Annotated in this window: 13 protein-coding genes; 3 read left to right on the forward strand and 10 right to left on the reverse strand. The window is 69.4% G+C overall.

Annotated features, from left to right (window positions below):
- Positions 1-34: 34 nt before the first annotated feature.
- The gene (locus JDY09_RS07640) at positions 35-1,435 is read right to left on the reverse strand and encodes a multicopper oxidase domain-containing protein (protein WP_274716338.1); all 1,401 of its coding nucleotides are present in this window, start codon (positions 1,433-1,435) and stop codon (positions 35-37) included.
- A 231-nt stretch (positions 1,436-1,666) separates the two neighbouring features.
- Positions 1,667-1,810, reverse strand: a complete 144-nt coding sequence (locus tag JDY09_RS07645; protein ID WP_274716339.1) for a hypothetical protein — start codon at positions 1,808-1,810, stop codon at positions 1,667-1,669.
- On the opposite strand from JDY09_RS07645, the gene JDY09_RS07650 reads away from it, so the two are divergent.
- Positions 1,751-2,053: a LysR substrate-binding domain-containing protein gene (locus tag JDY09_RS07650; RefSeq protein ID WP_274718002.1), complete on the forward strand. Its 303-nt coding sequence runs from the start codon at positions 1,751-1,753 to the stop codon at positions 2,051-2,053. The two genes, JDY09_RS07645 and JDY09_RS07650, sit on opposite strands and share 60 nt — an antisense overlap.
- A gap of 75 nt (positions 2,054-2,128) precedes the next feature.
- Here JDY09_RS07650 and JDY09_RS07655 read toward each other — a convergent pair whose 3' ends face one another.
- The 4 genes from JDY09_RS07655 to JDY09_RS07670 form a co-directional block, all read right to left on the reverse strand.
- Positions 2,129-3,607 (reverse strand): hemolysin family protein, encoded by a 1,479-nt coding sequence (locus JDY09_RS07655; RefSeq protein WP_274716340.1) that lies wholly within the window; start codon positions 3,605-3,607, stop codon positions 2,129-2,131.
- A 95-nt stretch (positions 3,608-3,702) separates the two neighbouring features.
- Positions 3,703-5,991 (reverse strand): diguanylate cyclase, encoded by a 2,289-nt coding sequence (locus tag JDY09_RS07660; protein WP_274716341.1) that lies wholly within the window; start codon positions 5,989-5,991, stop codon positions 3,703-3,705.
- A 13-nt stretch (positions 5,992-6,004) separates the two neighbouring features.
- Entirely contained in the window at positions 6,005-7,294 is a 1,290-nt protein-coding gene (locus tag JDY09_RS07665; RefSeq protein WP_274716342.1) for an FIST signal transduction protein, read from the reverse strand.
- Between the two features lie 239 nt (positions 7,295-7,533).
- Entirely contained in the window at positions 7,534-7,863 is a 330-nt protein-coding gene (locus JDY09_RS07670; RefSeq protein WP_274716343.1) for a 4a-hydroxytetrahydrobiopterin dehydratase, read from the reverse strand.
- On the opposite strand from JDY09_RS07670, the gene JDY09_RS07675 reads away from it, so the two are divergent.
- Positions 7,832-8,758, forward strand: coding sequence for a cobalamin-binding protein (locus JDY09_RS07675; RefSeq protein ID WP_274716344.1), 927 nt, complete (start codon positions 7,832-7,834; stop codon positions 8,756-8,758). The genes JDY09_RS07670 and JDY09_RS07675 overlap by 32 nt on opposite strands.
- Before the next feature lie 18 nt (positions 8,759-8,776).
- Here JDY09_RS07675 and JDY09_RS07680 read toward each other — a convergent pair whose 3' ends face one another.
- Entirely contained in the window at positions 8,777-9,550 is a 774-nt protein-coding gene (locus JDY09_RS07680) for a rhomboid family intramembrane serine protease (protein ID WP_274716345.1), read from the reverse strand.
- Positions 9,551-9,734: 184 nt separating this feature from the next.
- On the opposite strand from JDY09_RS07680, the gene JDY09_RS07685 reads away from it, so the two are divergent.
- Positions 9,735-10,154, forward strand: coding sequence for a DUF4383 domain-containing protein (locus JDY09_RS07685; RefSeq protein WP_274716346.1), 420 nt, complete (start codon positions 9,735-9,737; stop codon positions 10,152-10,154).
- 160 nt (positions 10,155-10,314) lie between these two features.
- Here the strand turns inward: JDY09_RS07685 and JDY09_RS07690 are convergent, their stop codons facing one another.
- The 3 genes from JDY09_RS07690 to JDY09_RS07700 all read right to left on the reverse strand — a co-directional run bounded on the left by JDY09_RS07690 (position 10,315) and on the right by JDY09_RS07700 (position 12,568).
- Positions 10,315-11,532, reverse strand: a complete 1,218-nt coding sequence (locus tag JDY09_RS07690; protein ID WP_274716347.1) for a glycosyltransferase — start codon at positions 11,530-11,532, stop codon at positions 10,315-10,317.
- A 41-nt stretch (positions 11,533-11,573) separates the two neighbouring features.
- Entirely contained in the window at positions 11,574-11,828 is a 255-nt protein-coding gene (locus JDY09_RS07695) for a hypothetical protein (protein WP_274716348.1), read from the reverse strand.
- Between the two features lie 395 nt (positions 11,829-12,223).
- Complete coding sequence (locus tag JDY09_RS07700) at positions 12,224-12,568, reverse strand: hypothetical protein (protein ID WP_274716349.1); 345 nt, start codon at positions 12,566-12,568, stop codon at positions 12,224-12,226.
- Positions 12,569-12,646 lie beyond the last annotated feature (78 nt).

Below are 12,646 nucleotides of genomic sequence, written 5' to 3' on the forward strand. Positions count from 1 at the left end.
TTGGTTCGGGGTGGATCGGAGGTCGACCGGGGCGCTAGCGCACCACTTCGATCGTCGTCCTCTGTCCGGCCAGATAGTGGCCGGGGACGAGACACCAGAGCACGTAGCGACCCGGTCGCAGGGTGACCGTCACCCGCTCCGTGGCGCAGGACCCCAGCATCCTGCCGCGCGCCAGGGCGGCAGCGGGCGACGGCTCGGCCCCCTTCATCGGAAGAGGGGCACGGCCGACAGCGAAGCGATGCATCGCTTGCCCGGCGTTGCGGACCACGAAGGTCACGCGGCCGGCCTTCACCGTATGGGCTGCCGGGCGCACGTACATCTCGCCGAGTTCGACCGCAACCTTGCCGCGGCCGAGCGCGCTCGACCGGGCTGCTCGCGAGCTGGCGCGCTCACCGTGTGAGCGGACGCTCGTCTCCGCTGCGCCGGCGGTCTGCAGGACGCCGACAGCACCCCGCGCCGCGTCAGCGAACGAGTGGTCGACGAACGGGTAGGCACCTTCCTCGTCGAGCGTGAACTCCACGTACCCGCCTTGCGAGGGCGCGAGGTTGATGGTCTGGCTCGAGCGGAAAACGGTGTTCTCGACGACCGCGCGATCGAACACCGTCCCGATCACGTGGAACGCGCTCCAGCGGTTCGGACCCCCGTTGAGAACCCACATCCGGATCCGCTCGCCGCGCCGAACGGTGATCGGCGCCTGCTTGTACTGGTTGGCGTAACCGTTGAAGGCGACGACGTCGGGATTACGGGCGCCCATCTGCGCGAGATCGCCAGGGGCGCCCGGCTTGCCGAGGTAGTGCTCCTGCTGCGTCACCCACAGCTCGCGGTCGACCGGGGCCAGACCACGCGGCCTCACCACCATCATGCCCGCCATCCCGTTGCCCACGTGCCAGAGAACGGGCTGGGTGGCACAGTGATACATGAACACACCGGGGTGCTTGGCAGTGAACGCGATGACCTTTGTCTTGCCCGGCGCGACGTCGACGTAGTGACGACTCGGCGCCACCTCGGCCGAGTGGCAGTCGATCGAGTGCGGCATCGTCACGTGCATGGTGCGACCGCCGCCGTTCGTGAACTCGATCCGCACGCGATCGCCCTGGTTGACGACGATCGGTGGCGATGCCCCCGTCCCCGGATAGCTACGACCGTTGACCGTGTAACTCCACACCTCGGTCGGGGGCAGGTTCGGCGCCACCTTCACGACGTGCTGGGTGACGCCGACGCGAAACACCTTCACGGCACCGGGCGGGACGGACGGCAACGTTGGGTCTACGCGCTTGAAGCTCTCGTAGCGGATGTGTGCTTGCGCTCCTCGAGTCGCGCGCGCCGCTCGCGTCTGAGACGGTGCCGATGCGATCGCGGCGTCGCGACGCTCGCTGCTTTTCGCGATCGCGAAGAGCGCGATGATCAGGCTCAGGAGAGCCGCGAAGGCCGCCAAGCCACCCAAGATCAAGGCGACCGTGGTTCGCGTCCACGTCCCAGTGCCGGCTCCTTCAGCAGCGGACTTGGCGTCCGCACCGTTTGGCTGCCGACACCGCTCTGTTCGCTGGACGGTCTCGGAGGTGACAACGTGCTGGGCACCTCGACCCCTCCTTTCGGAAGACGTGCGGCCTTGTGCTTCAGGATCTGACCCGCACGCGGTGCAACGGGGGCGGCGGCGCTCGAGCGGTTACTCGAAGCTGCTCGCACCGAGATCCACCCGCTCCGTCTTGCAGCGAGCCACAGCGCTCGCGAAGCGTTCGTAGACGACTTTCTGGCGCGGCTGCACGACGAGGGGGGACCGCTCGTCGAGCTCTTCGTTGCGAACAGTCAAATCGTGCGGCGCCTCGGAGCCGACGGGAGTGCCGATATCGGTGTCGCGGCGCGGCGCCCCGGCGCCACCCCCAACCCTTCCGTCGAAGAACGCGAGATCTGTCCCGACGAGCTTGTGTGTGCGGTGGCGCGCGCTCATCCGTGGGCCCTGCGGGGCACGATCGCTCTCGCCGAGCGCATAGCTGCAGCAGCGGCTCGAGCGCAAGCGGTCGGAACGGATGTCGACACGCCGCCTGCGACTTGACCACGACTCGCCTTGCCCCCGGCCGGTGCAGCGCACGGCACCGCGGGCCCGGCACGACCGCGACCTTCTAGTTCGTCAACCCGACCGCTGGTTGGGGTCGGCCGCCGCCTGTTCGACCGGCCGGCCTTCGCCGGGAGGCGGCGGCTCTGAAGAAGTCGTACGCCCGCTGTCGGCACGGTCGTCTTTCTGACCGTTGCGGCCGGGCTTGCGGCCGTCTTTCTGGCTCTCTGACGCTGGCTCTGGCTCGCCGCGGTGGTCGCGGATGCGGACCGCTTCGACACGGTTCTCGCGCACCGACTCGACGCGCAGCGAAAACCCGTCGATGCGCACCAGGTCGCCCCGCTTCGGCAAACGACCGAGCTGACCGAAGACGTAGCCGCCGATCGAGTTGTAATCGCCCGGCTCGATCGCGAGATCGATGCCGTAGTCGCGCAGATCCGAGATCGGAACGTGCCCACGCACCCACCAGTCGCCGTTGCGCAAGCGGCGCACGCCGGTGACGACCGGATCGGTCTCGTCGGCGATCTCGCCGACGATCTCCTCGAGGATGTCCTCGACCGTAACGATCCCGACCGTCCGCCCGTACTCGTCGATCACGACCGCGAGCGACGCACGCTCGCCCTGAAGGTCGGCGAGCAGGTCGTCGAGCGGCTTCGTCTCGGGCACGATCAAAACGTCCTTGACGGCGTCGTCGATCGGTGCGTCAAACCCGTGCGTGAGCACGCGTCGCGCCAGCGAGTTGACGTGCACGACCCCGCGCACCTTGTCGGTCGAGCCCTGCTCGGTGACGACGAGGCGGGTGTGTCCCGAGTCGACACAGCGCTGCAGTGCAACACCCGCGCTTTCCGAGATGTCGCACGTGACGACAGCGGGGATCGGCGTCATCACGTGGTGCGCCTGCTGCTCGTGGAGGTGGAAGACGCCCGACAGCATCCCCGCCTCGCCCGGGTCGAGCTTCGCCGCGCGCAGTCCGCGCGCCACCAGGTACTTGAGCTCTTCGGCGGTTACGTCCTCCTCGAACTCCTTACGCGGATCGACACGCAGCAAGCGTAAAACGGAGTTGGTGGCACCATTGAGAACGCGGACCGCAGGCCCGAAGATGGTGTTGAACCAGCCGAGCGGGCGCGCAAGCAACACCACCGAGCGCTCGGCGTGAACAACCGCGAACAGCTTCGGCACCTGCTCGCCGAGCACGATATGCAGCGCGGTCACTACTACGTAGGCAAGCGTCACCGATAAACCCAGAGCGACAGCGTCGCCCAGCGTTCCGGTGAGCAGCGGCTCGACCAGCTTCGCCACCGCTGGCTCGCCAAGGAAACCGATGCCGATCGCGGTCATCGTGTTGCCGAGCTGGCAGGCCGCGAGGTACTGGTCGATGCGCTCGAGCTGGCGGAGCGCGACGCGAGCGCCGCCGCTGCCCTGCTTGGCGAGCTCCTCCAGGCGGCTTTGGCGCGCGCGCACGAGCGCGAACTCGGCAGCGACAAAAAAGCCGTTGAGAGCGATCAGGGCAAGTACGGCGAGAATCAGCAGCAGCGGCGTCAAGTCGCTGGCCACCTCCCCACCGACGGGGCCGACCCTGCGCTGTTCAGCGGCTCGCTACTTCGAGGCGGATCGTCGTCGCTCATCGGCGGAAGCTCACAAACACGCTATCAGCTCGAGACGTTGGCGAACGGCGCTCCGGGGATCGACAGGGCAGCGTCGACAAGGTCGGGATCGAACTGCCGCCCACGCTCGCGGTCGAGCTCCTCCGCTACCTGCGCCGGTGTCAAGGCGCGCCGGTAGGGGCGATCGAGGGACATCGCCGCGATCGCCTCGGCGAGGTGGAGCAAACGCGCCGCGAGCGGGATGCTGTCGGCGCGCAAACCGTCGGGATAGCCGCAGCCGTCGAAGCGCTCGTGGTGCGAGCGCACGATCCGCGCCAGCTCGATCGCGCCGAGACCGCGCAAAAGCGCCTCCCCCGCCAGCGTGTGAACGCGCACGAGCTCGTAGCCGCTGCGGTCGAGCGGCCGCTGCGAGCGCAGCATCTCCGGTGGCCATGCGAGCTTGCCGAGCGCCTGAACGCGGGCCGCGCGCTCGGCGAGGAGCGTCGTGTGCGCGTCGAGCTCGGCCTGGCGAGCGATTTCTCGCACCAGCCGCAGCGTCAACCGTGTGTGCGTCTCGCTCGCAGGGTCGCGCCGGTGGAGCGCCGCGACGAGAGCGGCAAGCTGGGGCCCCAACGCCTCCTCCACTGTGCGCTTGCTTCCCTGGGGTTGTGCTAGCCGGAGCCGATCGGCAGGCGCGTGCGGTCGTCGCGACGGGATCGCCGTCGCCTCCGCCTCGTCGCGATCCCCCGCCGCGCGCTGCTTGTCGCTCCCGCCGGCGCTCTTGTCGCTTGCGCCACCCTCAATCACCGCCAGGCGGTGGCGCTCGGGCGCTCCCCGCGGACCCGACTGTGCCGCACCTCTCGCGCCGGCGCCGCTCCCAGGCCGATCGGCAAGCACGGCGCGGTCCTTGCCCGCGCGTTTGGCCTTGTAGAGAGCCCCATCCGCCGCGGCGATCAGCTCGTCGCGGCTCGTGCCATGCACGCCCGCCTCGGCGACACCCACGCTGATCGTCAGCTTCACGGGAGCGGCGATCGCTCGCACGCGCTCGCATAGGCGTGTCGCAGCACGCAGCGCGCTCGCTGCTTCGGTCGCCGGCATCACCACGGCGAACTCCTCGCCGCCGATGCGGAACGCTTCGTCGTCGCCGCGCGTACCGCTGCGCAGCGCATCGGCAACGGCACGCAAGGCGTCGTCGCCAACCGGATGCCCGTAACGATCGTTGATCTGCTTGAAGTCGTCGATGTCGAGGAGCGCGAGCGACAGCGGTGCCGAGCCGTGGGCGAGAAGTTCCTCGAGTCGCTCGTGGAAAGCGCGGTGGGCCGGCAGCCCGGTGAGCGAGTCGAGCCGCGCCTGTTCCTTCGTGTGTTCCCAGAGCAGCGCCCGGCGCAGCGCCAGCGCGCCGACGTCGGCGGCGTTGCGGACGACAAGATCGAGCTCCGATCCAGGCTCGGGCGCTGGCGAGGGGGCGACCGCGCCGAGCAGCTGGTCGCCGTCACGCAGCTCGAGCAGGGCGACGTCCGCGGCGAGCGACGCCGCCGCGTCGCGCACCGGCAGCTGCTGCGGTATGCGCCCCGCCTCAGAGACGCGCGCGTCGACGAGCTCCAGCAGCGCCCCGCGAGCGATGTAAACACCGCACGCCGACGCCCGCAGGCCGTCGCTGGCAGCGCGTGCCAGACATCTGGCGACCGCCTCGGGGTCGATCGCCGCGCTCAGCTCCACGGTCAGTTCGTGCAAGCGGCGCAGGCGCCGCAGCTGCGTTTCACGGGCTTGCCGCAACTGTTCGTTCTCGACGGCGGTGGCGATGCGGTAGGCGACCGCACGCAGCTCCGCCTCGTCGGCGCGCGAAAAGGGCTCGTCGGCGCGGCGGCCTACAACAATCACCCCGACCTCGCGGCTACCGACGAGCCGTGTCCAGGCGACGTGCGCGAGGCCGTAGCCGGCGAGCCAGCTCGGTAGCAGCATGTCGCCCATCGACACGAGCACCGCGTCGCGCGACAGCGCGGCACGTAGCTCGTCGCCGAGCGGCACCGGCCGCTCCGGCGAGGCGTGGGCGGCGAGACCCCAGCGAGAGGCGATCGCGAGGTCGTCGTCGGGCCCGACCAGCACCACGCATATGTCGGCTGAAAAGAGCGACGCGATGTCGGTCGCGGCGAGCTCGAGCGGCGCGCCGCGGCCGGGATCGGAACGGCCGAGCAGCGACACGACCTGAGCCAGCCGTGTCGCCCGCATCAACGCCTGGCTCGCGCGGCGTTCGACGTCGGCAAGGCGGGTGCGCAAACGCTCGTTCTCCTCGCGCAGCCGCAGAAGAGCCTGCTCCCACCCATCCTCCGAGCTGCGAAGGGGGGCCTGGTGCATCTCGCCGCCCCTCTCAAGCGGACAGCGCGAGCACCGCGACGCTCGCGTTGTGGAAGCCCGTGCTGCCGGTTACCCGCCCGAACTCGCCGTAGGTGAAGAACCCGCAGAGCCGGCTCGTACCGCAGGCGCTCGCTATCCGCCGCGGCTCCTCGACTACGGCGTGCCCGAGGATCGGCTTGCGCGCTGCACACGAGAAAGCAAGCACGGTCGCGGCTGGCCCGGCGAGCTCGCCACGCGCTTGACGCGCCGCCTCCTCGGCGCCCTCCAGCAACTCCTCCGCGCTCGCCTCCATCACCTGCACCACCGTGTTCTCGGGGACATAGGCGAACATCGCCAACCCGCCATCGGTGGCGTCCAGCACGTGCCGCACGTCGTAGCGCCCGCGGGCGTTCGGTATTCCGAGCGGGTGGTCCATCGCGAACGTCGCGAACGGCTGAGCGTCAGGGAGCGGGCGGTCGCGCGCCTCGAGGTAGGCGTCTCGTGCCGGTCTGCCCTCGAGTTCGACGATCACGTTCCCCGCGGCACGCGTGACGAGCATCGGGGCGCTCGCCGGGCGCCAACCGTGGGCGACACCGACGCCGATCGGGTCGCTCGACTCGATCCAGAGCGCGACCACGCTGTTGGTGCTGGCGCCATCGGCGTACTGCCACGTGCGGGTGATGCGCAGGTCGTCTCCCGCCGCTCCGCCGACGATCGGCACCGCGGCGCCCGTCACCTCGTAGGCACCGCGAACGATCTCGCGCTGGTCGCCGGCGAGACCGTCGCTGAGCAGCACGAGCGCGGCGTGTCGGCCCTTGCCTTCGGCGGTCGCCTGCGCCCGCGCCTGCTCGGCGGCAGCGCGTGCCGCACCGGCCAGCTCGCAGCCGAGATCGCAGCGAGCGATCCCGAGACGGAGACGTCGCGACGAGAGATGCACGGCGCAGCACCCCGTCGCGATGGTGGCCGCGGCAGTGAAGGCACCGTCGCTCGAGCAAGCCACAAGGCGCGCCGGCGACACCGCGTCGGCAGCACGCTCGAACGCGCCCACAGGGTCTTGGAAGCCTGCGCTGAAGAGCACCACCGCATCACCCGCTTGCAGGTCGCGCCCGGCCAGCGCTCGCTCCACCGCTTCTTGAGCGGCACGGAGAGGATCGTCCGCCTCCGAGATTCCGACGCCGCTTGCGCTGCGGTGCGCCGACAGCTGCGCGAGGTCTGCTCCCTCGCCCCCACCGCTACATCGATCGCGACGATCGGAGCGTGGCACCGCACGCGCACGGTGGTCGAGCGCAGAGCCGGGGCCCTCGTAGCGGGAAGGTTCGGTCATGACGGCATCCGGGCGGCCGCGGGCCGTCGCCTCGGTCGTGCGAGGACGGCCGCTACGGCCGGCCTTGCCGCTTATCGTCGACCGGGCAAAAGAGCGCTTTAGAGCGGCACGCCGATACCGACAAAGCTCCGAGCCGCGGCGACCGAAAACATCGGCCACCGGTCACTTCGGCGACTGGCCGCCGCGGCGACACCACCCGCGCGCCACCGCTCTACCGGCCGCTAGCGCGCCTGACCGCTCTATTGGTCGGTGATCTCGTCGATCCGCCGCGCGAGTTCGAAGTCGCGCTCGGTCAGCCCGCCGGCCGAATGGGTGGTGAGCGTGAGACGCAACCGGTCCCACGAGATCGCGACATCGGGATGATGGTTCAGCTCGTCGGCGACCTCAGCGATCCGCGCAAGCATCCGCACCGAACCGGCGAAATCGCCGCAACGCAACTCTTTGACGATCGTTTCCCCCTCGCGTCGCCAACCGGCGAGCGTCGCAAGTCGCTGGGCGATCGCGGAATCGTCGAGACGTGCCATCTTTGACTCCGGCGTGAAGATCGTTTCGCTGGTTCCCTCGGCCACGGAAGCGCTATTCGCGCTCGGGCTCGGCGCGCAAGTGGTTGGCGTGACGCACGAGTGCGACTACCCGCCCGAAGCGGAAGCGCTGCCCAAGCTAACGCGCAGCGTACTCCCTCCCGGCCTCCCCGCGCGCGAGATCGACCGGCGCGTGCAGGAAACCCTAGGCGGCGGGCAAGCGATCTACGAGCTCGACGCTGCGCTGCTCGCCGCACTGCAGCCCGACCTGATCGTCACCCAGGAGGTCTGCACCGTCTGCGCCGTCTCCTACAACGACGTGCTGGCGGTGGCGGCACGCGTCGAGTCGCGCCCACGCGTGCTCGCGCTCGATCCAGCGACGCTCGGCGAGGCGTTGGCCGACATCGAGCGTCTGGCCGAAGCCTGCGGCGTGCCGGAGCGCGGCAAGGAGCTCGCCGACGAGCTCGGTCGGCGCATCGAGCGGGTAGAGCGCGCCACGGCGGGTGTCGGGCGACGCCCGCGCGTCGTCGCTCTCGAGTGGCTCGATCCGCCGTGGATCGCCGGACACTGGGTTCCCCAGATGATCGCCCTGGCCGGCGGCGAGGACGTGCTCGGCATGCCGGGAGAGCCGTCGCGACGCGCCACGTGGGAGGAGATCGCGCTCGCCGCCCCCGAAGTGGTGGTGGTGATGCCGTGCGGCTACCGCGTCGAGCAAGCTGGCAGCGAAGCGCTGCGCATGCACGACGCGCTCGCGCCGCTCGGCGCGCGGGTCGTCGCTGTCGACGCCTCGGCCTACTTCTCGCGTCCCGGCCCGCGCCTCGCCGACGGGATCGAGCTACTCGGCCACATGCTGCATCGCGAGCTTGTGGCCAGCCCCGGTCGGGGACGCGCGGTCGAGGTCGATCTCGCCCGCGCTGGTGCGGCGCCGAGCCAGCGCCGCTAGCGACGGGTGGCAGCGGGACTAGTACGACCCGCCGGCGACCGCCAGGGAAGCGACGAACGCGCCCGCAGCGACCGCGAACGCGGCAAGCGCCGAGCTTTGTCCGCGCAGGCCGACGGCCGGTGCGCTTGCGACGAGCAACGCCGCCAGCGCCCCACCGGCGAGCCCTCCGAGATGCCCGCCGATCGAGATCCGCGGCACGAGAAAGGTGATCAGCAAGTTGAGAACGATCCACGCGCCGAGTCCGCTCTCGAACAGCGGTATGCCCTGACGCCACAACAGCACAGCAGCCGCACCCATCAGGCCGAACACCGCGCCCGACGCACCCACCGTTATCCCCGTCGGGGACAAAAGCAGCGCCCCCAACGCGCCACTCACGAGGGACGCGAGATAGATCGCGACGAAACGCGCTTGACCTAGCCGCTCCTCGAGGATCGTGCCGAGCACGTACAGCGCGAGCATGTTGAAGGCGAGGTGGAAGACGCCGGCGTGGAGGAACCCGGCGGTCACGATCCGCCACCACTCGCCGGCCGCTACCGCCGCCCGCGATAACCCGGCGTCGGCGATCAGTGAGCCGGCCCCGCCACCGCCGGTAGCGGCGCCGCCCGCGAGCAGCTCGCCCGCGAACACCGCCACATTGAGGGCGATTAGGGCGTAGGTGAATCGCGGCACCGCCGCGGCCGCCCCGCGCATCACGCGCGTCGTCTCGCCCGAGCACTCGGGGCAGCGCATCCCCACCGGTGTGCTCGTCATGCACTCGGGGCAGATCGGGCGCCCGCAGTTCGAACAGGACACGCCGGTCTCACGGCGCGGGTGGCGGTAGCAAACGGGCACGCCGCGGAGCCTAGCTGGCTGGCAAGCACGGGCGAACCGCCTCGCGCGTGACAACAGCTGGGCAACCGTACCGTCGCCATATGCGTATAGGAGTAGTGAGAGGCGCAAGCCCAACGTCACCACACAGGTAGGAGGTCAGGGAAGGATGGAAAACCGCGCGCCAGCACAGCTGTACGCGCTCGTGTTCGGAGCCGTCTTGGTGGTCGCCGGGATCGTCGGCTTCTTCTACTCGGCGAGTTTCGGATCGCCCGGAGACGTCGACGCGATCCTCGGGATCCTCGACATCAACGGCTGGCACAACCTCGTGCACATCGCGACCGGAGCGCTCGGGCTCGCCGCGGCAGGCTCTTACGCGAGCTCCCGGACGTACGCGATCCTGCTCGGCGTCGTCTACATCGTGGTCGCCGTTTGGGGATTCGTGATCGGCTCGGGCGAGTCGATCCTCGGCATCATCCCGATCAACACCGCGGACAACGTCCTGCACCTCGCGATCGGGCTCGTCGGCCTCGGCGCGTACCTCGCCACGCCGGCGGTCGAGCGGCCAAGCACGGCTCCCCAGCACTGAGTCGCGACGTTCGGGATCGGTCGACTTCGCGATCGAGACCGGTCGACTGCGCTAGGGCGACCCGCGCCGGCGCGGGTCGCCCTTTTTCCATCTCGCTCGCCGCGTCGGCGCCGGGTGCACCTCGCAGAGCACTGCTTGCAGCCAGCCGCCCGATCGCTTCTCACGCAAGCTGTGCCGCCGTCACCGCGACGGCCACCGGCGCAGCGATGGCGACCAGGAAAGCAACGTGCCAGGCCAGCCGCACAGCGCGTGCAGCGAGGGTGTGGGACCGCAACTCGACCGGTGAGCCAGGGCGAGCCTTGAAGAACGTGATCCGGTAACGGCCGGCGCGCCGCCAGCGCAAACGCGTAACGAAGTAGTGGAGCGCACCGATCGGCGGCATGATCAGGGCCTGGGCAAGCGTGTAGTAGGGAAAGGCGATCAGCCAGCGCGAGCGCACAGGCCAGTTCGACAGCGTGGTGAGCAACGTGTACACAAGAATCAGCACAGGAATCACCTGCGTCGCCGTGATGAGTTCATGCCACTTGCCGTGCAATAGCAGGTAGATCAAGCCGACGTTGTACATAGCGAGAACCGGGAAGCGAATCTGCTGCTCGAAGTTCAACACCGAAAGACGGAAGTGTCCTGCCCACCAGCAGCGCCGCTGCTTAAACAGCTGTCGGAACGTTTCGGGAACGACGGTGTAGACGACAAAGTCGACGTGACGCACCTTGAGCTGCAGGTGCTCGGCAATCACGCCGGTTTCGATGTCCTCACCGAAAAACCACAGCGAGTGCTTGCGCATGATCGTCCGCATCGCTTCGGTGCGCACGATGTGACAGGCACCTGAGGTAGCCCACGGGCGCACGTGGCGCCCGCGCATAGCGATGTCGTATTCGACGCCTTGCAGCTGTTCGGCGACCGTGTGACGCCGCGACGGGAGCACCTTCACCGAGCACACGTCGGCATCGGCGTCTTCGGCTGCCGCTACCGCTTTGCCGAAATCATCGGCCGGGAAGGAGTCGCCGTCGAGCCGTAGCACCCATTTCGTATCGACAGCGGCCAGAGCCTTGCGGATCGTTTGCGCCGGGCTGATCTTTGGGTCGTCCCAGGTGCGGAAAACACGCCACCCTTCGCGCTCGATCCGGTCTGCGAACGCCGCCATCTGCGGTGTGTGGACGTTGCAGGCGAGCAGGACTCGATCCTTGTAGGGCTCGAGGTGCTCGCGATTGCCCCAGTAGCGGGGATCTCCCCAGATAGGAACAATGATTGTGTAGTCGCGTGTGGTGCGTCCTGTGGGCCGCACCACACGCCAGCTCATCCCCGCGGCGACGTTCTGGACGTCGAAGGCGAGCAAAAACAGAACGACGAGCAGAGGCGGAACGATGTCGGGGATCACCGCCGTCGCTCCCCGCCACTCGCACTACCGGAGTGCGCCTGTCAGCGCTGTCGTTCCTCGACGAACGCGACGCGCTCGAGCACGGCTTGACGATCGAGCGCCGGGTCGAGCACGTCGTGCTCGCCGGTGGCGCGCTCCTCGGCGCGACGGGCGATCTCGCCGATCGCGAGGAAAAGAAGCAGCACCGCACAGGTGATCGCAGCGACCGCGCTCAACGAGAGCTCACCCAGCTGAGGCGGCACGACCACAGCGGCGGTGATGGCGCTTCCAGCGCCTCCGATCGCGCGGACGGACATCGGCGGGGGACCTCCTTGCGTCGACAGGTCGGGGCTTTCGCTCTCCTCGGCGCCCAGCTCGCATCCCTGCCTGTGGCGCCTGCGTAGTGGTGAATCGTCAATCCCGAAAGTTGCTTTACGTAGGACATCCGTCCAGCTGCGCGGCCAGCGGCTCAGGCCACCCGCGCGAACTGCCGACCCGTGGTTCGGGGGCTACACCGCGGGCACCGAGCGAAGGGATCGGTGTGGGGGGTCCGTCCGGTCGCTGCGTCCGCGGGCAACTTGCGGGGGCGCCGCCCTTAGGGCGGCGCCCCTTGTCGTGCTCAGAATCGCGGCCTTCTTTGCCTGCGAGCCGCTTCAACTGGCGGCACCACGCCTGCTGCGGCAGCCCCAGGACCGAAGAGTGCCGCGGGCGGTCATGAGCGGCGACGGGCCGCGCGGGCCAGGCGCCGAAGGGACGCCGCGCGCGCAGCCGCCGCGGATACCACCCTGCGCGCGCCGCGTGACCGCGAGCGCCGCGCGTGCTGCCAGCGCAGGAGCGCCAGCGCCGTGGCGGCGGCGCCACCGGCTACGAGGGCGATCACAGCCCGCAACCAACGGCGCGGATCGCGCAGCGCTTTCAGCTCCCAGTCGGCGAGCTCGTCGGCAGCGGCGTCGCGAACGCCGCGCAGCCTGTTCTCGAGCCTGTCACGCAGCCCTAGCGACGGCTCCACCGGCCGCAGCGCGCTGCGCAGCAAGGTTTCGACGTCTGCTTCGCTCATAGCGGTCGCGTCAGCACACCCATCGCCCGCGGTTCGTCACGGAACGCTCGTTCGCCTTCACTACCAAGTACCGATTTT

Origin of the sequence: Thermoleophilum album, from assembly GCF_028867705.1 — a bacterium.
In the GTDB taxonomy this organism is placed as follows: Bacteria; Actinomycetota; Thermoleophilia; order Solirubrobacterales; family Thermoleophilaceae; genus Thermoleophilum.

Bases quoted from the DNA above. Each gene is read 5' to 3' on its own strand.
- JDY09_RS07685 (WP_274716346.1), top strand. From the start codon at position 9,735: ATGGAAAACCGCGCGCCAGCACAGCTGTACGCGCTCGTGTTCGGAGCC.
- JDY09_RS07700 (WP_274716349.1), bottom strand. From the start codon at position 12,568: ATGAGCGAAGCAGACGTCGAAACCTTGCTGCGCAGCGCGCTGCGGCCG.
- JDY09_RS07660 (WP_274716341.1), bottom strand. From the start codon at position 5,991: ATGCACCAGGCCCCCCTTCGCAGCTCGGAGGATGGGTGGGAGCAGGCT.
- JDY09_RS07695 (WP_274716348.1), bottom strand. From the start codon at position 11,828: ATGTCCGTCCGCGCGATCGGAGGCGCTGGAAGCGCCATCACCGCCGCT.
- JDY09_RS07665 (WP_274716342.1), bottom strand. From the start codon at position 7,294: ATGACCGAACCTTCCCGCTACGAGGGCCCCGGCTCTGCGCTCGACCAC.